Origin of the sequence: Caballeronia sp. LP006 (assembly GCF_031450995.1) — a bacterium.
GTDB lineage: Bacteria > Pseudomonadota > Gammaproteobacteria > Burkholderiales > Burkholderiaceae > Caballeronia.
On sequence record NZ_JARTVW010000003.1, the window covers coordinates 64,539 to 87,570 of the forward strand.

General features: G+C 59.3%; 21 protein-coding genes. 12 read left to right on the forward strand and 9 right to left on the reverse strand.

What is annotated here, in order from left to right; translation table 11 throughout:
- Positions 1-6 precede the first annotated feature (6 nt).
- From P9250_RS05020 to P9250_RS05035, 4 genes are all read right to left on the reverse strand, one after another.
- Complete coding sequence (locus P9250_RS05020) at positions 7-2,349, reverse strand: type VI secretion system tip protein VgrG (RefSeq protein WP_310391518.1); 2,343 nt, start codon at positions 2,347-2,349, stop codon at positions 7-9.
- 109 nt (positions 2,350-2,458) lie between these two features.
- Entirely contained in the window at positions 2,459-4,012 is a 1,554-nt protein-coding gene (gene tssC, locus P9250_RS05025; RefSeq protein WP_310391520.1) for a type VI secretion system contractile sheath large subunit, read from the reverse strand.
- Positions 4,013-4,058: 46 nt separating this feature from the next.
- Positions 4,059-4,571 (reverse strand): type VI secretion system contractile sheath small subunit, encoded by a 513-nt coding sequence (gene tssB, locus P9250_RS05030; RefSeq protein WP_244829930.1) that lies wholly within the window; start codon positions 4,569-4,571, stop codon positions 4,059-4,061.
- A gap of 368 nt (positions 4,572-4,939) precedes the next feature.
- Positions 4,940-6,060, reverse strand: a protein-coding gene (locus tag P9250_RS05035; protein WP_310391523.1) for an IS3 family transposase whose coding sequence is annotated in 2 segments (ribosomal slippage) — positions 4,940-5,802 and positions 5,802-6,060 — 1,122 coding nt in all. Because the reading frame shifts where the segments join, the coding sequence is not laid out codon by codon here.
- Between the two features lie 245 nt (positions 6,061-6,305).
- On the opposite strand from P9250_RS05035, the gene tssK reads away from it, so the two are divergent.
- The 6 genes from tssK (at position 6,306) to tssE (ending at position 13,871) form a co-directional block, all read left to right on the forward strand.
- A complete protein-coding gene (gene tssK / locus P9250_RS05040; protein WP_250468806.1) occupies positions 6,306-7,658 on the forward strand; it encodes a type VI secretion system baseplate subunit TssK in 1,353 nt (450 codons plus the stop codon).
- Positions 7,655-8,383, forward strand: a complete 729-nt coding sequence (locus P9250_RS05045; RefSeq protein WP_310391525.1) for a DotU family type IV/VI secretion system protein — start codon at positions 7,655-7,657, stop codon at positions 8,381-8,383. Before tssK ends, P9250_RS05045 begins: the two co-directional genes overlap by 4 nt.
- A gap of 5 nt (positions 8,384-8,388) precedes the next feature.
- Positions 8,389-10,062 (forward strand): OmpA family protein, encoded by a 1,674-nt coding sequence (locus P9250_RS05050; protein WP_310392732.1) that lies wholly within the window; start codon positions 8,389-8,391, stop codon positions 10,060-10,062.
- Between the two features lie 93 nt (positions 10,063-10,155).
- Complete coding sequence (locus P9250_RS05055; protein ID WP_244829927.1) at positions 10,156-10,641, forward strand: Hcp family type VI secretion system effector; 486 nt, start codon at positions 10,156-10,158, stop codon at positions 10,639-10,641.
- 118 nt (positions 10,642-10,759) lie between these two features.
- On the forward strand, positions 10,760-13,435 hold the full coding sequence (tssH, locus tag P9250_RS05060; RefSeq protein WP_310391527.1) for a type VI secretion system ATPase TssH: 2,676 nt from the start codon (positions 10,760-10,762) through the stop codon (positions 13,433-13,435).
- A 10-nt stretch (positions 13,436-13,445) separates the two neighbouring features.
- A complete protein-coding gene (gene tssE / locus P9250_RS05065) occupies positions 13,446-13,871 on the forward strand; it encodes a type VI secretion system baseplate subunit TssE (protein WP_244831024.1) in 426 nt (141 codons plus the stop codon).
- A gap of 56 nt (positions 13,872-13,927) precedes the next feature.
- On the opposite strand, the gene P9250_RS05070 is transcribed toward tssE, so the two are convergent.
- Positions 13,928-14,986: an NAD(P)-dependent alcohol dehydrogenase gene (locus P9250_RS05070; protein WP_310391529.1), complete on the reverse strand. Its 1,059-nt coding sequence runs from the start codon at positions 14,984-14,986 to the stop codon at positions 13,928-13,930.
- Positions 14,987-15,399: 413 nt separating this feature from the next.
- On the opposite strand from P9250_RS05070, the gene P9250_RS05075 reads away from it, so the two are divergent.
- Complete coding sequence (locus P9250_RS05075; protein ID WP_244829924.1) at positions 15,400-15,678, forward strand: hypothetical protein; 279 nt, start codon at positions 15,400-15,402, stop codon at positions 15,676-15,678.
- Positions 15,679-15,695: 17 nt separating this feature from the next.
- Here the strand turns inward: P9250_RS05075 and P9250_RS05080 are convergent, their stop codons facing one another.
- A complete protein-coding gene (locus P9250_RS05080; RefSeq protein ID WP_244829923.1) occupies positions 15,696-16,016 on the reverse strand; it encodes an HNH endonuclease in 321 nt (106 codons plus the stop codon).
- Positions 16,017-16,156: 140 nt separating this feature from the next.
- Here P9250_RS05080 and P9250_RS05085 point away from each other — a divergent pair, with 140 nt between their 5' ends.
- Entirely contained in the window at positions 16,157-16,459 is a 303-nt protein-coding gene (locus P9250_RS05085) for a hypothetical protein (RefSeq protein WP_244829922.1), read from the forward strand.
- A 30-nt stretch (positions 16,460-16,489) separates the two neighbouring features.
- On the opposite strand, the gene P9250_RS05090 is transcribed toward P9250_RS05085, so the two are convergent.
- The 3 genes from P9250_RS05090 to P9250_RS05100 all read right to left on the reverse strand — a co-directional run bounded on the left by P9250_RS05090 (position 16,490) and on the right by P9250_RS05100 (position 18,573).
- Positions 16,490-16,921, reverse strand: a complete 432-nt coding sequence (locus tag P9250_RS05090) for a hypothetical protein (protein ID WP_244829921.1) — start codon at positions 16,919-16,921, stop codon at positions 16,490-16,492.
- A gap of 117 nt (positions 16,922-17,038) precedes the next feature.
- Positions 17,039-17,251: a DUF3079 domain-containing protein gene (locus P9250_RS05095; protein ID WP_250468816.1), complete on the reverse strand. Its 213-nt coding sequence runs from the start codon at positions 17,249-17,251 to the stop codon at positions 17,039-17,041.
- Positions 17,252-17,367: 116 nt separating this feature from the next.
- A complete protein-coding gene (locus tag P9250_RS05100; protein ID WP_310391533.1) occupies positions 17,368-18,573 on the reverse strand; it encodes a nitronate monooxygenase family protein in 1,206 nt (401 codons plus the stop codon).
- 556 nt (positions 18,574-19,129) lie between these two features.
- On the opposite strand from P9250_RS05100, the gene cyoA reads away from it, so the two are divergent.
- From cyoA to cyoD, 4 genes are read left to right on the forward strand one after another with little or no spacing between them, the layout of a single operon-like run.
- On the forward strand, positions 19,130-20,014 hold the full coding sequence (gene cyoA, locus P9250_RS05105; protein WP_244829918.1) for a ubiquinol oxidase subunit II: 885 nt from the start codon (positions 19,130-19,132) through the stop codon (positions 20,012-20,014).
- A 3-nt stretch (positions 20,015-20,017) separates the two neighbouring features.
- Entirely contained in the window at positions 20,018-22,033 is a 2,016-nt protein-coding gene (cyoB, locus tag P9250_RS05110; RefSeq protein WP_310391535.1) for a cytochrome o ubiquinol oxidase subunit I, read from the forward strand.
- Positions 22,034-22,642, forward strand: coding sequence for a cytochrome o ubiquinol oxidase subunit III (gene cyoC, locus P9250_RS05115; protein WP_244829916.1), 609 nt, complete (start codon positions 22,034-22,036; stop codon positions 22,640-22,642).
- Positions 22,642-22,974, forward strand: a complete 333-nt coding sequence (cyoD, locus tag P9250_RS05120) for a cytochrome o ubiquinol oxidase subunit IV (protein WP_250510824.1) — start codon at positions 22,642-22,644, stop codon at positions 22,972-22,974. The genes cyoC and cyoD overlap by 1 nt, the downstream gene beginning before the upstream one ends.
- The last annotated feature ends 58 nt before the right edge of the window (positions 22,975-23,032 follow it).

Genomic DNA, 23,032 nt, shown 5'->3' on the forward strand with positions numbered 1-23,032 from the left:
CGATGCTTACTCAGAAAAGCCGAAAGAGATCGGGTTCTTAACGTCTTGCACAGGCGTGCCAGACCACGCCGGAAAAGTGAAGCTTCCCCCGTCAGCGTCGCCAACGAGAAGATTCCCTTTCAACTCGATCTCGCCAGAAGGACTGCCCAATGTGATCTTTCCACCAGACAGCTTGATATAAGCACCGGAGCCATCACCAATGGTCACGCCTCTCTTTCCGGTGATAGTCACATCGGCATCCGACGAACTGATTAACATTCCTTTCAACGCGAGCAATTCCATCGCGTCACCCTGTGCCTGAATCTGCACCTTGCCGCTCGCAGCGAAGAAGCGAATGCCAAGTTTTGCCGCAAAAAGCGAGATCGCCTCTCCAGCCGATGCTGTGATCCGCTTCAACGCGCCAAAGTCGATCCCTTCGCCCGATGTCACAAACATTTGTTTGCGCGATGCGACCTGCAATTGCTGTCCGCTTGCAATGCCAAGCCCGTCCGGCGCGGTCGCAACGAGCACTGGTTTCCCTAGCTTCATCAGCTTCTCTTCGACGAGCGTGCGCTGCTGCTCGACTTCGGCGAGCCACGCCTTAGCCGCTGCGGCCGAATCGTTGAGCGAGCGCAAGAGAGTCTTCGCTTGGTCCAGAGTAGTGTCAGCATCCTGCATGGCTAGCTGCTGACCCGTCGCATTGGGCTGAGCCTCTGCGGACAACAAGACGCCCTTCCCGCCTCTTATGGCCACATGCTCATCCGTGCGCACCTCCGCACCTTTACCTCGCTCCTTGCGATCCTGATCGACCATATGCCCCAGATTCAGCTCGGAAGTCTGAAGCGGCGTGGTCAAGTGGATATGTTCGATGCCCTCGCGATCCTCCATGCGCATTTCATTGTTCGCTGCCGTGCGAATCAAGTTGCGCGTGTGATTGAGGTTATTGACTAAGTCAGGATGCAGGCTGTCGTGCATCGCGCCAATGATGACCGGCCGATTCGGATCGCCAGCAGTGAAATCCAGCGCTATTTCTGTCCCGTCGATCAACGGAAAGTGATGACCGTAATCTCCACCGCTATATGGCTTGGCCATGCGCACCGGCCTGCTCGCTCCGCCTGGACTCCATGCATCCAAGTCGAACGGCATCTTGACGACGTACTCGCCCTTCTCTGTCAGATACGCATATTTATATTTTCCCGGGGAATCGACTCGGGCTGGAAGAATGCCCTCGATCTTCGGTCTCTTGACGGAGTCGACACTCGTTCGCCAAACTCGATCCGACGGAATCGCCGTGAATGCATTCCAGTACGACGCACCGCGACCACCGCCACAACGCACCGACGTAATAAACAAACCGTGTTGCGCATCTTGGGGATTTACGTCGAGCCGCATTACCTCGCCTACTTCGAGAGAAAACGGATTTCCCCTCCCTCGATAGCTGACCTGCGTGGCAAGATGCGCCTCGTGTCGCAGTTTCGCAATCTGCTGCCCCTCATCCAGCGTCTCGTAATGCTCGCCCCAACGACTGTCCACCGCGTTCGTCGTCTCGTCACCGCGCGCGGCGTTCTCTTGAATCAGCAGATTCACATCCGCCTGACGATGGTTGTAATCGTTAAGCTGCACCGCTTCCGGAACTCGCTGCGTGATGAGCCTGAGCGTGCGGATGGATTCGGCACCCGCGCTCTCCAGCCCCGCATGCGTCCGATATGGAACAACGCGCTGCTTGCGCGCATAGGCGTCCAGATCGTCGCCGAAGATGATGACCGACCTATCCCGTTTTTGTTCAAAACGGAACCACATTCCGGCTTCCGCACAGAGGCGCTGAATGAACGCAAAAGTTGTCTCGTAATACTGCGTGATGTATTCGTGACGCTTGTACGTACTGCGTAGCCTGAAAAAATCGAAGTCGACACCCAGACGGTAGCCATAATGGCGCAGGGTATCCGTTATGATTTCCACGACGGACTGCTTCTGAAAGAGCCGACTCTTAAGCCCGCGAGCAAGGTCTGAAATCTTCGGTTCAAGTACGACGCGATAGCGCGTTTCATCCGCCGATGTGCCAAGCTGTTCAAAGCGCGTGATAATGCCGTGCGTCGTATAGGCCGGCGCCATGGTGCTGAATTCCTTTGCACGGTCGCCGAACATTCGCTGAAGGCGCGCCATATCCGGATCGATCGGTTCGATCGAGAATCGGGCAGGTCGCCCCACGACTTGACTCATCCGTATTTCGGCCGAAGGACTCGTGAATTCAATCTGGCAACGGTATAGATCGCTGATAGCGCTTTGAGCGCTAAATTTAAGGACGGAAATCGGCGCAGGGTGCGGCGCTATCGTCAACACGTACGCCTGAGACGGCAAGACCATCGACATTCTTAAACCTCTACGGAACGAACGCCACGTCGTTAAACGACGCCGAGGCAATTAAAATCAAAACCGCCTCGGCAATTCACGCTAAAAACTACCGCGTAAGCACGTCAAATCAACTCTTCGCCTTAGGCATCTGCGAAACCAGCGACAACCCAATATCCATGCCCTCCACCTGGAAGTGCGGCACGATAAAGAGCTTGATGCGGAAGAAGCCGGGATTGTCTTCGATATCCTCGACCATCACCTTCGCCTCGCGCAACGGATGCGACGCTTGCAACTCGTCGCCGGGGTCCTTCATTTCGGTGACGAGACTCTTGATCCAGTTGTTCAGCTCGAGCTCAAGAAGACGACGATCCTTGGTCGTACCGATGTTTTCGCGCTGAATCAGCTTCAGATAATGCGCAATCCGCGAGAGCAGGAAGATGTATGGCAAGCGCGAGTTAATGCGACTATTCGCGGTGGCTTCCTTTGTTTCGTAAAGCGCCGGCTTCTGTGCCGAGTTAGCCGAGAAGAAGCACGCAAAGTCGTGGTTCTTATAGAACGACAAGGGAATGAACCCGAGGTTGGCGAATTCGAATTCGCGCGTTTCGGGAATCAGCACTTCGGTCGGGATCTTCGGCTGCACACCGGTGCCAAGGTCATACAGATGAACCGGCAGATCTTCCACCTTTCCGCCCGCTTGCGGACCACGAATCTGCACACACCAACCGTTGTTCACGAAGCTACGCGTCATGTTCGCCGCAAACGCAAACGACGCATTCACCCACAGATAACGGTCATGGTCAGGACCCTTGACCTGCTCTTCATAGTTGAATGCGCGGACGGGCGTGGTGTCCTTGCCGTACGGCAAACGGCCAAGCACGCGCGGCATGACCAGACCCACATAGCGCGAGTCATCGGTGTCGCGGAAGCTCTTCCATTTCACGTATTCAGCGCGATCAAAGAAGTTTCCAATGTCCTGGATAGCCGCGACTTCTTCCATCGACTTCTTGCCGAAGAACTGCGCGCCAACCGAGCCGATGAAAGGCATATGAGCCGCTGCCGCGACCTTCGAGATATTGCGCAGAAGCGCAACGTCCACCGGCGAGTTGGCGAATTCGAAGTCGCTGACCATCGCGCTGATAGGCTGGCCACCCGGCGTGTCGTATTCTTCGATGTACGTCAGACGATACAGGCCACTCTGGATCAACTCCGGGGCGTCCTCGAAGTCGCGGCTAAGCGCGTCCTTCGACACGTCCAGCACCTCAATACGGGCATTCTTCCGAAAGTCCGTTCGGCTCACGAGCATCTTCAGACCGCGCCAGCGGCCTTCGAGCGCCTGGAACTCGGGGTTGTGCATCACTGCGTCGAGCTGCTTGCTGATCTGACGGTCGAGCTGACCAATAAAGAAATCTAGCAGCGACTTGTCCAGGCGATCCACCGGCTTGCTGCTTTGCGCCACGAGTTCGAGGAACGCGCCCATGCCGCGTGCGAGACGTTCGTCGGCAGACGCTTCCGACAATGTGTCGTTGTCACGAAACGCTTCCAGCGGCCGAGCCTGCGCAACCGGCGTGAGATTGATCTTGTCGCAAAGCGATGCATAGACGCTGTCGCCTTGCGCATCACGAGGTGCGTCAAGCACGACGGTCTCTGCCGCGGCGCTCTGGCGTGCGGGATTCTTGCTCATTTTCTTGTCCTGTCTACGGTGCTTTTCGAGAGGTGTCGAGGGCGCGTTAAGCGTTGCCTTCGGGCTGCGTGGCAGCCGTGGCGATTTGCGATAGTTCGCCGCGCAGCTTGTCCGACATTTCCTTGTTCTTCAGAATCTTTTCGAACTCGCGGCGGAAGGTGCTGTTGTCCAACAAATTCGACTTCAGATCGCGCAGCAGATTGCGCACGGCCAGAAGTGCCTGAAGTTCCGGAATCTGACGCGCCACCTGTTCCGGCTCGAAGTCCTTCATCGAACGGAACGACAGGTTCACCGGCAACTCAGAGCCGTCGTTCGCGAGCGTATTGTCCGCACCGAACTTGAGGTCTGGCGCGTAATCAGCAAGCACCGCGTCGAAGTTGTTCTTGTCGATGTTGACTTTCTTTCGTTCGGCGAGCGGCGCTTGCTCTCGCCCCGCGCTGAAATCGCCTGCAACGAGTAGCTTCAGCGGCAACTCAATTTTCTTTTGCGCGCCGCCGGTATGCAGGTCGAGGGTGATCGAAACCCGGCTCTTCGGGATTTCGCGCTGGAAGCTGTCCATAAATAGTCCTTATTGATTAGCCATAAGCGCCACTCGATCTGCGAACACGCAGGAACCTCTCGAAGAAGATTCGTTGCGACAACGAGCCGCACTACTTGAAGGCGCGACTCTCGAGCACGCTCATGGATCTGTTCACTTGATTGTGATTCTCATTGGGGCACTATTAGAACAGGTTCCACATCAACTGCCAATGATCGTACGGCGTGACTAATAGTTAGGCAACGAAGGTTTATGCAAGGCCTTAATCTTTGTCCCTTCAAAGACTTAGTACTACTCGTGTAAATCGACGGAAGTGAGATTCGTCGGTCCCTCAACTCAAATGCAACACCATTTGACAATTTCCACGTCGCGCTGACCTGCCCGTTTTTCTAAGACCACTGCGTTCTAGCAATAACGGCTTGGGTTGAATTGGTTTCTAAGCGCTGGCGATACGCCAGCGGCGTGTCGTAGTTCAAGCTCGAATGCGGTCGAACCTCGTTGTAATGCCGTCGCCAGTCGTCAATCACGATCTTGGCTTCAATCCGATTGCGAAACCATTCCATAGCAAGACATTCGTCACGGAATTTACCGTTGAAGCTTTCGTTCGTGCCGTTCTGCCATGGCTTGCCGGGATCGATTAACGCCGATTCGATCTTCTCCGATACCACCCACTTGAGCAACGCTGCGCTGACGAATTCGGGGCCGTTGTCGCTTCGCATATAGCGTGGCGCGCCGTGAACGCTGATTAGCTTGCTCAGCACCTCAATGACTCTGGCCGATCGGATCGAGCCAGACACATCTATGGCCAAACATTCACGCGTGTACTCGTCGACGACCGTCAGACACTTCAGTTGCTGGCCGTTGGCACACGCGTCAAAGACGAAATCGTAACTCCATACGGCGTTGCGAGCGCTCGGAGCAAGCGGTCGAGGACGCGAACCGGCAACGCGGCGTCGGCGTCGTTTGCGAGGCACTTGAAGACCGGCTTGCGCCCACAACCGGCTGCACCGCTCCTTGCCGATGACGATCCCTTCGCGGCCCAGCATGATGCGGATGCGCCGCGAGCCGAAGCGGGGATAATCACCCGAGAGGCGTCGCATCATCTCCACGATCGGGCCGTTCTTGCCCGGCATGAGGCTGATGTAACCGAGATTGGCGCGACTGACGTGAATCAGCGCACACGCACGTCGTTGGCTCAGCCCGCGCGAAATGGCATAGCGGGCTTGCTCGCGGCGTGCCTGTGCGCTTACCATTTTTTTGCGGAAATCTCCCTCATGACCTCGATTTCCAGGTCACGCTCCGCCACGAGCTTCTTCAGTCGGTTGTTCTCGAGCTCTAACGCCTTCAATCGCTTGACGTCGTCACTGACCATTTCGCCAAATCGCTTGCGCCACGCGTAAATCGACGCGTCGCTGACACCGTGTCGCTTTGCCACCTCGGCAATCGGCGCACTGTCCGCCTCTCGCAAGATCCGAACAATCTGCTCATCGCTGTATCGACTCTTCTTCATGACGCGCTCCGTATGGATGCGCCGTTATCGTAGATCAATTCGGTCTCAAGTTACCGGGGCAGGTCAGCGCACTGGACGCGCTTCATATCTCGAAATAAATGTTTCGCGTCTCCGGCGAAACGGTACACAGAATGTCCTCGTTAGCAGATATGATTCGTCGCTTCGTTTTAGTTATCAGCTATACGAACTAAGTGGTGAGAGATAGAATTCTCAACTGATGGCAACAATAGCTAGAGAAGAAAGACATGCGGATCGAAAAACCGCTTTGGCATGAAGGCCTGATCCTCACGCAACAGCATTTTCAGCAACAGGACCGTTGGAACGAGTTCGCCTTGAGGCAAGTCGCGACGGCCGCGCTGGCTCAACCATGGGGCACCCTGGCCGTCGAGGTAGATGAAGACGCGCTCGCGTCCGGGCGATTCAAACTGACTCGACTCAAGTTGCGTTTTCCGGATGGCACTCCCATCGACACGACGCTTGCTCAGGCGCTGCCTCCGGCGCGCGATCTGCTCGAAGGCGTCGGTGCTAATCGGCAAAGCGTTACTGTGCTAGCCGCGCTCGCGCTTCCCGATGCAAACGGCAGCAACTGCCGCATGGATGAGACAGCGTTGACTCGTCCGCGCCGCTCCTATCGTGAGTTCGTGAAAGTCGTCGATCTCAATGGCTCGGATGAAGCGGAGATCGCGGCCGAACGCCATGCCCTTAGGCTGCTGTTCGACTTCGAACCACACGCCGACGACACGGTATGCGCCATCGCACGCCTGTCGCGTTCAACCAGCGGACAGTTTCAGCTAGTCTCGCAATACGTGCCACCGTGTCTGACGTTGGGCGCTCATGCTCTGCACATGGAGCGCATCAATCGCCTGACCGACATTCTGCTGGCAAAAAGTCTCGCGCTCGGTGCGCGTCGTAGTGAGCGGGTCGATCAGGTGACGGAATACGGCGTGGCCGACGTACAGCTGTTCTGGCTGCTGCATTGCATACATGCAGCGTGGCCGAAGCTGCGCTTTCTTGCATCGAATCCAAATCAGCCTCCTGAGCGGCTGTACGCGATCATCGCCGAACTAGCGAGCGCGCTGATGACGTTTTCGACCGGATCTCAGCTTACCGACATCCCTCTCTACGATCACGCACGCGCCGATGAAGTCTTCACGGAGCTGGAAGCGTTGATTCGCCAATTGCTCGATGCAATCATCCCGTCGCGCGTGGTGTCGATCGGGCTGTCTCGTGACAATGCGACGACATGGTCAGGCAAGATTATGGACGAACGTATCGCATCGGATGCAGCGGACTGGTATCTGTCCGTGAACTCATCACTCCCGGCGTTCGAACTCGTCGAACGCATCCCGCGCTTGTGCAAGATCGGCGCGCCCGACGATGTCGAACACATCGTCAATTCCGCGCTTGCGGGCATCGCACTCAAGCCTGTGCAACGGGTGCCGTCGGCTATTCCGGTCCGCCTCGACAATCACTATTTCGCGCTGGACGCCGCGAGCCCCGCGCACGCCCGATTGCTGGCTGCCCGCGCGTGCCAGATCTACTTGCCCTCATCCGTGCCAGATGCGGCGCTTGAACTCTACGCGGTGCTACGCGCATGACGACGCTTACTTTTTCGCCGGCGCGCGGCGACACGTTGCTTCGGTCGACGAAGCCGACCATCGAGCCGGCTGCGGGTCTGACAGGCTTGCTACGCGCGTCAGCTCTTCTCGTTACCACACTATCGGCCGGTGGCAAAGCCAGTGACTTCGAACTGCTCCGCCACCGTTGCAAGGAACTTGTCGAAGCGTTTGAGACGGCGCTTACGCAGCATGCGTATTCGCACGACGTAGGCAACGACGCAATCGTCGCGCTTTGCGCACTGCTTGACGAAACCGCCTTGCGTCATCTCGATCCTGTGAATAAGAACAAGTGGATCGCGGAACCCATTCAAGTCGAGCGTCTACAGCACCATAACGCTGGCGAATACGTATTCGAGCGAATGGCAATTCGCATGCGCGAAGCGGCGCCGAGTATCGACTTGCTCGAATGCTATGCAGCAATCCTTGGTCTCGGCTTTCGGGGTCGTTATGCGTTAGAGGACGAGACAAAACGCAACGCGCTCATTACTAGCCTTAATGCGCAAATTGAGCAGTTACGCCCGTCTCAAAAGCCTGTGTTTCTGATCGAACATGGCGGACGCCGCCTCGGTAGCTGGTTTCAGCGCCTGTCGCCTTGGGGTATCGCCGGATTGTGCGCCGTAGTGGCGCTGGCTGTCTGGTTTGCGTGGCACGTGGCGCTCGATGCGCAACTGGTTAGCACGATTCCGTCGGGCATCAAGCGGTGAATTCAATGCAACGGCTGGGGTATCCCTTTCGCACAGTAGTCGGTATCGCCGCAGCGCTGATGCTCGCCGTGCTTTGGCTCGTCATGCCGGTGACGACGACGCTCGCCTGGTCATTGACTGCCGTCGTCGTGCTGGCGGCATTACTCGCCATCGGTTTGAGCACGCATCAACAGACACGAGCGCGTCAGGCCAGTGAACACGTTTTGACGGCGCTCGGCTCCGCCACGGCGGAGGTACCAGTCAGGCTTCGCACGCGCATGCCGCTCGTCCTGGTGACGGGTGACGCCCTGCCATCGATCTTCAATCATGAGAGCAGCAGGGAACGTCTTGTTCATGTCGGAGAGGGAGCCATCTGGGTACGTGCGGATCGTATCCAGGATCTGCCGCGCCTCGCGCTCGCCATGCGGCAATGGCGCGACGGTCACGCACCTGATGGCGTCGTGCTAAGCGTGGCGCCTGCGCTGCATGCCGACGCTGACGCGCTGTCACAGTCGCTGCGGATCGTCCGTCAGGCAGTCGCCGATGCCTCTCGCGTGATCGGTGCACCGTTGCCCGGCTATGTCGCTGTGTATCAACGGCTGGTCAGAAACGCGCAGACCGATGCGCTCGCCGCCGTGCAGTGGCACGGGATCTCAAGCGGATCGCCGCTCACCGACATGAAGCGCTTCGATGCGGTAATCGAGAGTTCCGAAACGGATGCACGCCGGCACGCAACAGACCCATATGCTGCCGCAAGCGTTGCCGGACTGGCTTCGATTATCGGATGGACCCAGCGCGTGATATTCGACACACTAGCCGATTCCCGTCAGCCGGCAGCCCCGTGGGCGCTTCACGGCGCCGGGTGGATCGACTGCGGTCCCGCAAGCAATGCCGATAAACCGTGGGAGCGCGACGTCCAGATGCAGACGCGCGTTATACCGGCGGTCGTCGCGGGCTCGCCTGCGCCGTGGCCTCTGCCACAGCCGTTGATCGCGGCTATGTCGCAGCGCGTGAGAGCGTCGCCGCGGCACGTAGCACTCGCGCATGTCGGCGCAATGTGCGCGCTCGCGCTGGCCACCGCATTCTGGGGCGCAGGCCGGAACAACGCCGCGTTGCTGACACGTATCGGCGGACATATGGAGCGCTATGCGGGCATCGCGCCCGAGCAAGATGCCGGTCGCCGCGACGCGCTGCACGCGCTTATCGCGGATCGCGACGAACTCGATCGTTACGGGCGTTCGGGTGTCCCATTGCGGCTGTCGCTCGGCGAATATCACGGTGCGCCGCTCATGCCTTCGCTCAATACCGCGATCGCCGCATATCAGCCACCTGAACCGCCGCCTGCGGTCGTGACACTCGACAGTATGTCGTTGTTCGATAGCGGCAAGGCAATGCTTAAGCCTGGTTCGAATCGGGCATTGGTCGACGCCGTGGAGATGATCAAGGCGCATCCGGACAAGCGTATTCTGGTCGCGGGACACACGGATAACGCAGGCAATCCGCGTAGCAACTTGACACTTTCCATGACGCGTGCAGCGGCGTTACGTGACTGGTTAATCGACGCGTCGGGTATCTCCGCCACGCAGTTCGCTACGCAAGGATACGGCGACACGCGCCCGATTGCCGATAACAACACGCCAGAAGGGCGTGCGAAGAATCGACGCGTGGAAATTACGCTTGTGCCTGATACGAACAAGTAGGTTTTAGAATCCCCGGGGCTACGGCCTTGGGATCTTGAGGCCCGGGAGAACGCTCTCCCGAGCACGTTTTGTTGTACTAAGAAGGAGCAGTAAATGGCAATTCCCGCATACATGTGGCTCAAGGATGACGGTGGCGCCGACATCAAGGGTTCCGTTACCGTGCAAGATCGTGAAGGCAGCGTCGAAGTCGTCGCTTTCGATCACGGCATCCACATCCCGACCGACGGCAACACCGGCAAGCTGACCGGCACGCGCGTGCACGCGCCGATCACCTTCACGAAGGAAACGGACGCGTCGACGCCTTATCTGTACAAGGCTGTGACGAGCGGTCAGACGCTGAAGTCGGTCGAGATGAAGTGGTACAAGATCGACGACGCGGGCAAGGAGAAGGAATACTTCAACACCAAGCTCGAGAACGTCAAGGTCGTCGCTGTGCGACCGAAGATGCACGACATCAAGGTTCCCGACTACGAAAAGCACAACCACCTCGAACAGGTGGAACTGCGCTACGAGAAAATCACGTGGGCGTACAAGGACGGCAACATCATTCACGCTGACACGTGGAACGAGCGCTCGTAATTCAGGCGCTTGAGTTGCAAACGGATCTGATCCGCTGATCGGGTCCGTCGCCGGTCCATATCGAATGGGCCGGCGATTTTTCATATTTCGCCTCCTTCGGTTTCTTCGCTTTCCCGTTATGACATCCCGAGATTCCACGCAATTGCTTCGCCGGCTCAACCCGCACTGCTCACGTACGCTTGAAGCGGCCGCGAGCCTTTGCCAAACGCGTCTATCCGACGAAATCACGGTCGAGCACTGGCTTTTGAAGCTGATCGAGGCCGATGACGGGGACATTCCGGCGATCCTCAAACACTACGATATCGATATCGATGCGGTGTGGAACGCACTGCTCGCAGCCATCAATCGGCTGCCACGCAATCTGCGGGGCATGCCTTCGATTTCAATTCAGCTCGCGAGCATGCTGCAAGACGCGTGGACCTTGGCGTCACGCGAGGATATCGACGGCAAGATTCGCTCGGCGCACTTGCTGCGGGCGATCATCGACGCGCCGCACGTGCTGCGTACGAAAGACGCCTGGCCGCTGCTGTCGCTGTCCAGCATGCAGATCGAGCGGTTGCTGCCGCGTCTTGGCCGTTTGTCGTGCGAAAACCGCGTCGACGAACCGGAAGCGGAAGACGAGGCGCGCGAACAGGGAGCGTCGGCATCCGAAGAAAATACGTCATCTGCTACACCCGCGCCGCCACGCTCGACCGAAGGCGAAGCGCTTGCGCGCTTTGCTATCGATCTGACAGAAAAGGCCCGCCGTGGCGACATCGACCCCGTGTTCGGACGGGATCGCGAGATTCAACAAATGATCGACGTGCTCGTGCGCCGTCGCAAGAACAACCCGATCCTCGTCGGCGATCCGGGCGTAGGCAAGACCGCGATCGTCGAAGGGCTGGCCCTGCGTGTCATCGACGGCAGCTTGCCCGCAATCCTGCGCGACGTACGCATTCTCACGCTCGACCTCGGCCTGCTGCAGGCGGGCGCTGGCGTGAAGGGCGAATTCGAGCAGCGTCTGAAGAACGTGATCGACGAAGTGCGCGCATCGAGCACGCCGGTTCTACTGTTCATCGACGAAGCGCATACATTGATCGGCGCGGGCAATTCAGCAGGCGGATCGGACGCCGCGAACCTGCTCAAGCCGGCGCTCGCGCGTGGCGAACTGCGCACGATTGCAGCAACGACCTGGGCCGAATACAAGGAGTATTTCGAACGCGATGCAGCGCTCGAAAGGCGCTTCCAGCTCGTCAAGGTCGAAGAACCCGGCGACGATGCCGCATGTCTCATGTTGCGCGGCCTTGCCACGCGTTACGCACGGCATCACCACGTGCATATTCGCGACGAGGCACTCGTCGCCGCCGTCAAGCTGTCGCGCCGTTACATTCCGTCGCGGCAGTTGCCGGACAAGGCCGTCGATCTCATCGACACCGCAGCGGCACGGGTTCGCATGGGACTCGATTCGCCGCCGGCCGAACTGCAACGCGCGCGAGCGGCAGTGGCTGCGCTGGAACTCGAGTGCGCGACGCTCGATGCCGACGAGCGCGCCGGTGTTGCCGACGTGGCAGCCCGTCGCGCGGCACTCGATGTATCGATCATGCACGCGAAGCAAGAAGCGAGTGACCTGCACGCGCGTTATGAACGAGAACTGACGCTCGTGCAGAGTCTGCTGGAACAGCGGGGCGACGGCAGCACTAAGCCGCATGCCGATGCCTTGTCGCAAGCCCGCCACGCGCTCGCCGACGCGCAAGGCAAGACTCCGCTCATCTTCGCCGATGTCGATGCCCAAGCCATTGCCCGCGTCGTCGCGGAGTGGACAGGCGTGCCGGTGGGCAGTCTGGTCGAAGACGAGCTTCTGAGCCTGCTCGCGCTGGAGGAGCGCATGGCCGCACGCGTGGTTGCGCAAAACGACGCGCTCGGCACACTCGCGCAAAGCCTGCGCACGGCGAAGGCGGGACTCACGAGCGAGCACGCGCCGCTCGGCGTGTTCCTGCTGACAGGACCTTCGGGTGTCGGCAAGACCGAAACCGCGCTCGCGCTTGCCGATGTTCTCTTTGGCGGCGAGGCCGCCCTTACGACGATCAATATGTCGGAGTATCAGGAGGCGCACACGGTCTCGCAGCTAAAGGGTTCGCCACCAGGTTACGTCGGTTATGGACGCGGCGGTATTCTTACCGAAGCGGTGCGGCAACGCCCTTATAGCGTCGTATTGCTCGATGAAGTCGAGAAGGCGCATCGCGACGTGCTCGATATCTTCTATCAGGTGTTCGACCGCGGCACCATGCGCGATGGCGAAGGTCGCGAAATCGACTTCCGCAACTGCGTGATTTTGATGACGTCGAATCTTGGCAGCGCGCAGATCGACGAAGTGACGACGGACAATCCGGACATTGCCCAGGCGGCGCTCCTCGATGCGATCCACGAGCCGCTCGTCAAGCATTTTCAACCTGCGTTGCTCGCGCGCTTCCAGACGCTCGTCTACCGGCCATTGGCCGCCGACGCTCTGGCGCAGATTGTTCGGCTGAAACTCGGCAAGATTTCGGACCGCTTGCAAAAGCAGCATGACGTCAATCTCGTTTGCGACGACACGCTCATCGCCTCGCTCGCAGAACTGTGCCTCGCCCGCGAATCCGGCGCGCGCAATGTCGACACGTTCCTCGATCAGCGCATCCTGCCGACCGTTTCGCGCGAACTTCTGACACGCATGGCCACCGGCACCACGCCGGCCGAGGTTCGCCTTGCAAGTTCCGAAGGAGGCAATCTGACGATCGAATTCGTCGATCGCGGCGAAGTTGCCGCTGCACACGGCTGAGCGCTGCGTCATGGCGGCCGGCCCATCGCTCTACGACATGCTCCTCGGTCAGATTGACGGGGAGTCGATCGACCATTTCGACGACCGCACGCTCGAAGCCTTAAGCGTGCAGCAAAACGTGCGGCGTATTCTCAATACGCGTGCGGGCGCACTGAAGCATCTACCAGACTACGGTTTGCCGGATCTGACCAATGTTTATAAGGAGTTGCCCGGCTCGTCACACGCGCTCAAGCAGCAGATGGAAGCAACGCTTTTGAAGTATGAGCCGCGGATTCGCTCTATCGATATCGGCATCTTGCAAAACGACGACCCCGGCTTGCAGGTGAGCTTCGAAATGACCTGTCATTTGAAAAAGACAGGGCTCGTGCGCTTTGGCACGTACTTCGTTCCGCCGGGCGTATTCCGCCTGGAACGTCGCGTTCGCGAAGGTCGCTAAACACCACGGAACAAGCCCGCTCACGCGGGCTCTCCTTCACTCACCAAATAACTCCCCTACTGCGCCAACGTCCCCATATCCACCACGAACCGATACTTCACATCGCTCTTCAACATACGCTCGTAAGCGTCGTTGATCTGATCCATGCGAATCATCTCGATGTCGGACGTGATCCCGTGCTTGCCGCAGAAATCCAGCATCTCCTGCGTCTCCGCAATACCGCCGATCAGCGAACCCGCAATCGACCGGCGCTTGAAGATCAGGTTGAACACAGCCGGCGAAGGATGCGGATGCTCCGGCACGCCAACCAGCGTCATCGTGCCATCACGCTTGAGCAAGACCATGAACTGGTCGAGATCGTGCGATGCCGCCACCGTGTTCAAAATGAAATCGAAGCTGTTGGCGTGCGCCGCCATCTGCTCCGGGTCTTTCGAGATCACCACCTCGTTCGCGCCGAGACGCTTCGCATCCTCGATCTTGCCCGGTGATGTCGTGAACAAGACGACATGCGCGCCCATCGCCGCCGCCAGCTTCACGCCCATATGGCCCAAGCCGCCCAGTCCGACGACGCCCACCTTGTCGCCCGGCTGCACGTTCCAGTGACGTAACGGCGAGTACGTGGTGATGCCCGCGCACAGCAAAGGTGCGACGGCCGCCGGGTCGAGGTTGTCAGGCACCTTCAACGTGAAGGCTTCGTCGACGACCATCGAGGTCGAATAGCCGCCGTACGTCACGCCGCCCGACTTCTTGTCGGGCGAGTTGTACGTCTGCACGAAGCTTTCCGGGCTCTCGCAGAACTGCTCCTCGCCTTCCTTGCAAGACGGGCACACGCGGCAAGAATCGACCATGCAGCCGACGCCCGCCAGATCGCCCACCTTGAACTTCGTCACCTCGGCGCCGACTTCCGCCACGCGCCCGACAATCTCATGGCCCGGCACGACCGGATAGTTCGTGCCGCCCCACTCGTTGCGCGCCATGTGCAGGTCCGAGTGGCAGACGCCGCAAAACAGCACGTCGATGCGGACATCGTTCGGGCCGACATCGCGACGCTCGATTTCAAGCGGGCCGAGCGGTTTGTCGGCGGCGGATGCTGCATAGGAATACACCTTGCGCATGATTGTTTTCCCTCTTGAGTTTCAGGCTTATGACAGGAACCGCGTCCTTGCGACACCTCAGGGACACGGTCGAAACGGAAGTGCGCGCGAGAGCGCGCATCGTTTTTTTATGTGCGACAACGAACGTTCGCCGCGCTGTCGCACACGTGTTGCGGTGATCTTGCCGATCGCGCCGATGTTTCGGCGGCAAATCGCAACTTCAGTACTGTATGCCTATAAGCATCTTTCTGCACGACCGATGGGGACCTCCCCCGTCCGTCTCCCTGCGCAAGCGGGACTATGCGTGCAAAAGTTGCAGATCTAAGGTTTGGGTAAGCGCGGAAGCCAAGGAACGTTCGGGGCGCTTCCGAAAGCAACGGAGTAGCTGGCGTCGGGGCGCCGGCATCGAATCGATATCACACGAGAGCGAGACCATGAATTCGAAGGCGGTAACAGCGAGCATCGACACGCAGAGCGGCACGATAAGCGCCGAGTTTCACGTCGACACGGGGCGGTTGAGAATACTGGAGCGCGGGCTATTGCGCGTGGAACTATTTCCGCCGCATTCGTGGTTCACCATCGCATCGGTGGCCGGGAACAGCCGCTGGGGCACGCGGCCGCGCGAGCGCGACCTGCAACTGGTCGTCGAGAGTTACATCATGCAGCGCTTCGGGATGTCGGCGCTGCGCGCGGATGTCTCGATGGCGCAATGACGCAGACGCGGTCCGCGTCACCGCTTGCGCGCCGAGCGTCGAGTGCGCTGATAAAAACTATTCGGCTTGGTGCGCACCCAGTCGACGAAGCTGCGCACTGCTTCGTCCTGCATGAGCGCGTCGATGGTGGCGAATCGTTGCGCGAGTTCCTTCTCGGTAAAGAGCGCATGCAGTTGCCGATGACAGATGCGATGCAGCACCGCCGTCTGCCGTCCGCCCTGCGACTTCGGCACGAGATGATGCAGGTCGCGCTCGGACGCGGGCACGGGCCGCCCGCATAGCGCGCACGTTTCTTCCGGTAACGGCCGATACCACGGTTCGGGCGCGGGCTTTGCCATTCGGCTCCTTTTCTGGCGCTGCGTCGTTGCGTTGGAACTGATCGTTTCGAGTGTACGCCGAGGCTGTTTTGTTTTCTGGCCGGACGTGGCACCATGGAACTGCTAGCTCACCGCTCACGCAAGTCGACGTCGGAGAAGCCATGGAAGTGACCATCAACGAATTGGCCGGCCTGCTCGAAGAACTGGAACAAGAAGATCCGGTCGATTACGGCGACCTGCCGTTCGGCGAACCGGAACTGCGCCGTCTCGTGTTGACTTCGCTTCTGGAACGGCATCGCGGTCTGCAAGACAGCGGCCTCAATCCCGGCGATGTCAGCCTCACCTACATGCTCACCACCGCGCTGCTCGTGCTCGAAAACCTCGTGCTGCATGCGCGCATCATGCTGCTGCAAGGTCAGCGCATCGACGTGAATGCGCTGTTGCGGAAGTATTCAGGCAGTTGAGTTCCGCGACAGACTTTCTATAAGATCGGCTCAGCCGCGCGGTCCCGAGGGCGGACGGTAGCCGGGAATACGCATCAGCGCTTCGTGGCACGAGACGGCGAGCGCCGCGAGACGGTCCACGCTTGCACGCATGTCCACCTGCGTCTGCGCGATCGTTTGCCGCAATGCGTCGAGCCGCGGGGTGATGGTGTCGTCTATCGTCTCGCCCTGGCTTCCCAGCAGAAGGATGGCTTCCGCGTCCTCGCGCATCTCGCGCAATTCCATGATCGTCACCTTGCTCTGCGCCTGCACGCGTGCATGTGCTTCGGCAATTGCGCCAAGCCCCATGCGGCGCATGCGTTCGACGAGCTCGCGCATCGAGCGCATGGCGAGTTCACCGGCACCGTAAGCCATGAATTCGACATCGTCGATAGACAGGGAAAGACGGCCTTCGGGAGATTCGAATTCGAGCTTCGTGGACATGTCGGGCATCGCTGTGTTTATGAGATGCCCGAATTCTAGGGATGCAGCCTGCGCCTGAGGTTCGGATTAGTTCTAAAGCGCTGGTCGCAGCGTCGATTGATCTATTTCGAGAACGCGTTACTTGGCGGATGGCGCGACGGAAGTAGCGTTTTCGACCACGCCGAGATCCCAATCGCCGAACTCGTACCAGTCTTCTCCGAGCAATTCGGCCGGATGCTGCGTGCGATTCGAGCCATTGCCGCAGCGCATCGCTTTCTCGGAGCAGTAGTGGTCGCAGCCCCAGCAGTTACGCTCCGGGTGGCTGGGGTGAAGGGGAAATCGCTTCGCCATGGTCGACATGCTCCTGTTGCAATGGTCACGCAGGTTAGGGCGAAAGCCCCGCGCGCATCAATAGGAGCAGGGCCGAGCTTCGTTGCGCGGCGCGACGAACATCGTTTCGGCGGAATTTATCGGAGGCTCAGTAACGGCTTCGTCGCTCCGGTCAGAAGAAGCTCGATCAAGTCGCGCACGCTGCGAATGGCCGGACCGAATGGCAGGGTTTCGCGTCCACGGAAGAAGAGGCCGTTGTTGACATCGCCACGCAAAGCCGCCGCGAGCCGGGTATCGATACAGAAGTGCCCGAACTTCTCGATGCCATCACGCAAACCGCATGCGCTCAAACATTCGAGCGCCGACGGACACGTCTGCTCGCGCGCGCCGATCTTCGTGCGGATGCGCTCCTCGTTGCGCAAATAGCGCATGAGCCACGGCGTCTTGACCGCACGCGCGGGCAAACCCGTCACGCTGATGAACTCCACGATGTCTTCCGGCGTCGCTTCGGTGAGCACGCGCTTGAACTCGGGATGCGCGTCGCCTTCCTTGGTGACGGCAAAGGGCGTTCCAATCTGCACGCCATTCGCGCCCGCCGCCAGCCACTTGCTCACCGCTTCATGACTGTTGATGCCGCCCGCGACGATCACCGGCACGTCGCCTCGGTTCAGCCCGAGCGATTCGAACACGGTCTGCAATTCGCCGAGTACACGTTCGAAGCCGAAGCGCTCGTTGTGCATGTCGGCGACGTCGTTGACGCCGAGATGTCCGCCCGCATGCGCGGGATGTTCGATCACGATCGCGTCGGGCAGGCGGCCTTTCTTCATCCACTTCTTCAGCACGAGCGCGACGCCGCGACTGTCCGAAAGTATGGGAATGAGCGCAATGTCGTGGCCTTGCGTGAGATCGGGCAGGTCGAGCGGCAAGCCCGCGCCCATGACGATTGCGCCCGCGCCTTGCTCGCACGCGACGCGCACGTAGTCGGCGTGCGCGCGCACGGCTTTCATGACGTTGACCGCGATCATGCCGCGCCCTTGCGACAGTTCACGCGCGGCCTGAATCTCGCGTTCCAGCGCGATGAGGTTGACGCGTTCGAGCGTATCGCGCGACGGATCGGCGCGGCACATCGCGAGCAGATCCTCATGATGATGCCGCAGGTCGATGCTCGCAATCGTGCCGAGCGCGCCCTCTCTCGCGACGCTGCCCGCCAGCCGATGCGCCGACACCCCAACGCCCATGCCGCCCTGCACGATAGGCAAGAGCGTGCGACCGCGAATGACGAGCGGTGCAAACAAATGTGAGGAAGCGCGCGACGCGCCGTTTTCAGCTTGATGTCGATTCATGATTGGACTGCCCGAATGAAATGCGCTGCGTGATTCGATTCCACCTGCGCTTGCACCCGATGGTATGGGCAGCTTTCTCGCTCGACAATCGCATGTCACGCGCTGATATTGACGAATGTCACACGAGGCCTTTCTTTGGATCGGGTATGCGCGAGGTTGCGCGTCTTGCGAGACCGCTTTTCTACTCATCCCAACCGGTACCATCACCTCTTGCAACATGATTTAACACACGATTGCCAATCGTCTGTCAGCATGGCACACCGTCTGGTTAATTCGTTTTGCTTAGGCCTTGGACAAGACCGATCCAAAACAATAAAAGCCGCTAAAACAAGCGCTTCGCTTGCGAAAAATCAAGCCTTCAAAACATATAAATTCGTCACAAATTGAGCGGGTAATAAGCGTTCGCGTGACACAGCGTCGCACGCACTTCAAATGAAACGCTTTTCCATAGATTAGCGTTTTCGTGCTCAATGCTGCATGGCATCATCGTGGCGCGGCGCAACGCCGTGCACGGCGTTCTTCCAGAACGCTTCAATCAAAGAAACCAGCGAATGCAATGAATGAGAAAACCAAACGTTTAGCAGCGCCACTGTTAGCGGGGGTGGCCAGTCTCTGTCTCTCGGGATGCAAGCTGGAAGTGTTGGACTCGAAGGGCAGCATCGGCAAAGCGGAAGCTTCGTTGATCGCTCTTTCGACTTACACCATGCTTCTCGTCGTCATCCCGGTCATTTTGATGACCCTGTTCTTCGCGTGGCGCTATCGCGCGTCGAATAAGAACGCTACCTACGCGCCCAAATGGACGCACTCCACGGCAATCGAAATCGTCGTCTGGGCGATTCCCGCTGTCATCATCCTGTACCTCGGCATTCTGACGTGGAAAACCACGCATGAACTCGATCCGTACAAGCCGCTTCAATCGGATGTCAAGCCGATCAACGTAGAAGTCGTCGCGCTCGACTGGAAGTGGCTCTTCATCTATCCGGATCTCGGCATTGCGTCGGTGAACCAGTTGGCCATTCCCGTTGGCACGCCGGTGAACTTCCGCATCACGTCGGATTCGGTGATGAACTCGTTCTTCATCCCGCAACTCGGCGGCCAGATCTACGCAATGGCCGGCATGCAGACGAAGCTGCATCTGCAAGCGGATCACGTGGGCGACTATGCGGGCATCTCCGCGAACTACAGCGGCCAGGGCTTCTCCGACATGAAGTTCCGCGCGCTCGCCATGTCTTCCGCCGATTTCGATGCATGGCAGAAGAAGGTCAAGACCGCGCCCGCGCGTCTGGACATGGACGTCTACGCCGGCGTCGCGAAACCGAGCGAGAAAGATCCGGTGAAGTACTTTTCCACCGTCGATCCCAAGCTCTTCAACAACATCGTCGGCAAGTACAACAACGGCCGTTTCGATGTCAACGGCGAAAACTGCGTAACCAAGGGGTAAGCCATGTTTGGCAAATTAACGCTCGAGGCGATCCCGTACCACGAACCCATCATCATGGGGGCGACGGTCCTCATGGCGATCATGGTGATCGGTGCGGCCGCCCTTCTCACTAAGTTCGGCAAATGGGCCTGGCTCTGGAACGAGTACCTGACGTCGACGGATCACAAGCGCATTGGCGTCATGTATCTCGTCGTGGCGGGACTCATGCTGGTGCGCGGCTTCGCGGACGCCATCATGATGCGCGTGCAGCAAGCCATCGCGCTGAATAATCCCGGCATCTTCCCGCCGCATCACTACGACCAGATTTTCTCGGCCCACGGCACCATCATGATCTTCTTCATGGCCATGGCGCTGCTGGTCGCATTCTTCAACCTCGTGGTGCCTTTGCAGATCGGCGCGCGCGACGTGGCGTTTCCGTTCATCAACTCGCTGTCGTTCTGGATGACGGCCGTGGCCGCTGTCCTGATCAATCTCTCGCTCTTCATCGGCGAGTTTTCGAAGACGGGCTGGCTCGCGTATCCGCCGCTCTCCGAGACGCAATTCAGTCCGGGCGTCGGGGTCGATTACTACATCTGGGCCTTGCAGATTTCCGGCGTCGGCACGTTGCTGACGGGCGTGAACTTCTTCGTCACCATCGTGAAGATGCGCGCACCCGGCATGACGTGGATGAAGCTGCCCGTGTTCACATGGACGGCGTTCTGCTCGAACGTGCTGATCATGGCGACGTTCCCAATCCTGACCGTCGCGCTCGCGCTGCTCGGTCTCGACCGCTACCTCGGCATGCACTTCTTCACGAACGACGGCGGCGGCAACCCGATGGTGTATCTGAACCTGATATGGGCTTGGGGACACCCCGAGGTCTACATTCTGATTCTGCCGGCTTTCGGCATTTATTCGGAAGTGGTCTCGACGTTCTCGAAGAAGCCGCTGTTCGGCTACAAGACGATGGTCTACGCGACGTGCTGCATCATGGTGCTGTCGTTCCTCGTGTGGCTGCACCACTTCTTCACCATGGGTTCGGGCGCCAACGTCAATGCCTTCTTCGGCATCATGACGATGATCATCTCCATCCCGACCGGCGTGAAGATCTTCAACTGGCTGTTCACGATGTACCGTGGCCGCATCCAGTTCACGACGCCCGTGTTGTGGACCATCGGCTTCATCATCACGTTCACGCTCGGCGGCATGACGGGTGTCATGCTGGCCATTCCCGGCGCGGACTTCGTGCTGCACAACAGCCTCTTCCTGATCGCGCACTTCCATAACGCTATCATCGGCGGCGTGGTGTTCGGCTACTTTGCCGGCGTGCAGTACTGGTGGCCCAAAGTGTTCGGCTTCAAGCTGGACGAAAAGCTCGGCCGCAACGCCTTCATTTGCTGGTTCGTGGGCTTCTTCGTGGCGTTCGTGCCCATCTACATCCTCGGCTTCATGGGCATGACGCGCCGTATCAACCATTACGACAACCCCGCATGGCAGCCGTATCTGATGGTCGCGGCTGCGGGCGTCGGCATCATCGCGTTGGGCGTGGCCTTCCAGGTCGCGCAGATCGTAGTCAGCGTGATTCGCCGCAACCAGCCGGCGTATCGCGATGTCACGGGCGACCCGTGGAACGGCCGCACGCTCGAATGGGCGATCAGCTCGCCGCCGCCGGTCTACAACTTCGCGCATATTCCAGCCGTGCGTGAACTCGACGAGTTCGCCGACATGAAGGAAACCGGCCGCAGCATGGCCGATCAGGGACCGTACCGCGCCATCCACATGCCGTCGAACACGAGCGCGGGTCTTGTCGTCGGCGTGTTCGCGCTGGTGCTCGGCTTTGCCGCCATTTGGCATATCTGGTGGATGGCTATCGTCGGTCTGGTCGGCATTGCCGCGACCGTCATCGGCTACAGCTTCCGTGCGAACGCTGGCTACATGATCCCCGCCGCGACCGTCAAGGCGACCGAAGAGCGGAACCGTCCGCCGAAGTCGCTTGCAAAGACCGGCGTCGCGCGCGACCTGGAACTGGAGGTGCTGTAAATGTCGCAATCGACACTATCCGCGCATCACGCGCATGACCATGAGCACGAACACTCGTCGCATTCCGTGTTCGGCTTCTGGGCCTACCTGATGACCGACTGCGTGCTGTTCGCCTCCCTTTTCGCGACCTTCGCGATGATGGGGCATCAGTTCGCGGGCGGCCCGACGGCAAAGGATCTCTTCAATCTCAACGATGTCGCGATCGAAACCGCGCTGCTGCTCACGAGCAGTCTGACGTTCGGCTTTGCGATGATTTTTGCGCAACGCAAGAAGACGGGTGCCGTGCTCGCGTGGCTCATCGTCACGTTTCTGCTGGGCGCGGGCTTCCTGTGGCTGGAACTGCACGAGTTCGCGCATCTGATCGCCGAAGGCGCCAGCCCTCAGCGCAGCGCGTTCTGGTCGTCGTTCTTCACGCTCGTCGGCACGCATGGTCTGCACGTCACCCTCGGCATGATCTGGCTGATCGTGCTTGCGGTGCAGATGATCGCGAAGCCGGGCATGGGCGAACGCGAACTGCGCCGGCTCGCCTGTCTGAGCCTTTTCTGGCACTTCCTGGACATCGTCTGGATTTGCGTGTTCTCCTTCGTCTACCTTGCGAGCCTCGTCTAATGGCACATACGCATTCAACACATGGCGATATCCCGCATGTCAGCGTGCGTGGCTATCTGATCGGCTTCGTGCTGGCGGTCGTGCTGACCTTGGCGTCGTTCTGGCTCGTGATGTCGGGCACGTTCAGCGGCGAGCGCGCAATCACGGCGCTTGCAGTGCTGGCCGCCGTGCAGATGGTCGTCCACGTGGTTTTCTTCCTGCACGTGAACGCATCGAAGGGGCAGCGCTGGCACGCCTTGTCGTTCGCCTATACGATTCTGATGTCACTCGTCGTTGTCGTCGGAACGGTATGGGTCATGCATAACGTCCACATGCTGATGATGGCGCGTTAAGCCCATCGGTCCTTCCCAAGGAACCGTATTGCTGCGTCAAAGCGGACCTGCCTCGCAG

What these genes read in the sequence shown, in the direction of transcription:
- tssB (WP_244829930.1), bottom strand. Translation starts at nt 4,571, where the DNA reads ATGGACAGCTTCCAGCGCGAAATCCCGAAGAGCCGGGTTTCGATCACC.
- cyoD (WP_250510824.1), top strand. Translation starts at nt 22,642, where the DNA reads ATGGCACATACGCATTCAACACATGGCGATATCCCGCATGTCAGCGTG.
- tssH (WP_310391527.1), top strand. Translation starts at nt 10,760, where the DNA reads ATGACATCCCGAGATTCCACGCAATTGCTTCGCCGGCTCAACCCGCAC.
- P9250_RS05085 (WP_244829922.1), top strand. Translation starts at nt 16,157, where the DNA reads ATGGAAGTGACCATCAACGAATTGGCCGGCCTGCTCGAAGAACTGGAA.
- P9250_RS05090 (WP_244829921.1), bottom strand. Translation starts at nt 16,921, where the DNA reads ATGTCCACGAAGCTCGAATTCGAATCTCCCGAAGGCCGTCTTTCCCTG.
- P9250_RS05080 (WP_244829923.1), bottom strand. Translation starts at nt 16,016, where the DNA reads ATGGCAAAGCCCGCGCCCGAACCGTGGTATCGGCCGTTACCGGAAGAA.
- tssK (WP_250468806.1), top strand. Translation starts at nt 6,306, where the DNA reads ATGCGGATCGAAAAACCGCTTTGGCATGAAGGCCTGATCCTCACGCAA.
- P9250_RS05075 (WP_244829924.1), top strand. Translation starts at nt 15,400, where the DNA reads ATGAATTCGAAGGCGGTAACAGCGAGCATCGACACGCAGAGCGGCACG.
- cyoB (WP_310391535.1), top strand. Translation starts at nt 20,018, where the DNA reads ATGTTTGGCAAATTAACGCTCGAGGCGATCCCGTACCACGAACCCATC.
- tssC (WP_310391520.1), bottom strand. Translation starts at nt 4,012, where the DNA reads ATGAGCAAGAATCCCGCACGCCAGAGCGCCGCGGCAGAGACCGTCGTG.
- tssE (WP_244831024.1), top strand. Translation starts at nt 13,446, where the DNA reads ATGGCGGCCGGCCCATCGCTCTACGACATGCTCCTCGGTCAGATTGAC.
- P9250_RS05050 (WP_310392732.1), top strand. Translation starts at nt 8,389, where the DNA reads ATGCAACGGCTGGGGTATCCCTTTCGCACAGTAGTCGGTATCGCCGCA.
- cyoA (WP_244829918.1), top strand. Translation starts at nt 19,130, where the DNA reads ATGAATGAGAAAACCAAACGTTTAGCAGCGCCACTGTTAGCGGGGGTG.
- P9250_RS05100 (WP_310391533.1), bottom strand. Translation starts at nt 18,573, where the DNA reads ATGAATCGACATCAAGCTGAAAACGGCGCGTCGCGCGCTTCCTCACAT.
- cyoC (WP_244829916.1), top strand. Translation starts at nt 22,034, where the DNA reads ATGTCGCAATCGACACTATCCGCGCATCACGCGCATGACCATGAGCAC.
- P9250_RS05070 (WP_310391529.1), bottom strand. Translation starts at nt 14,986, where the DNA reads ATGCGCAAGGTGTATTCCTATGCAGCATCCGCCGCCGACAAACCGCTC.
- P9250_RS05045 (WP_310391525.1), top strand. Translation starts at nt 7,655, where the DNA reads ATGACGACGCTTACTTTTTCGCCGGCGCGCGGCGACACGTTGCTTCGG.
- P9250_RS05095 (WP_250468816.1), bottom strand. Translation starts at nt 17,251, where the DNA reads ATGGCGAAGCGATTTCCCCTTCACCCCAGCCACCCGGAGCGTAACTGC.
- P9250_RS05020 (WP_310391518.1), bottom strand. Translation starts at nt 2,349, where the DNA reads ATGTCGATGGTCTTGCCGTCTCAGGCGTACGTGTTGACGATAGCGCCG.
- P9250_RS05055 (WP_244829927.1), top strand. Translation starts at nt 10,156, where the DNA reads ATGGCAATTCCCGCATACATGTGGCTCAAGGATGACGGTGGCGCCGAC.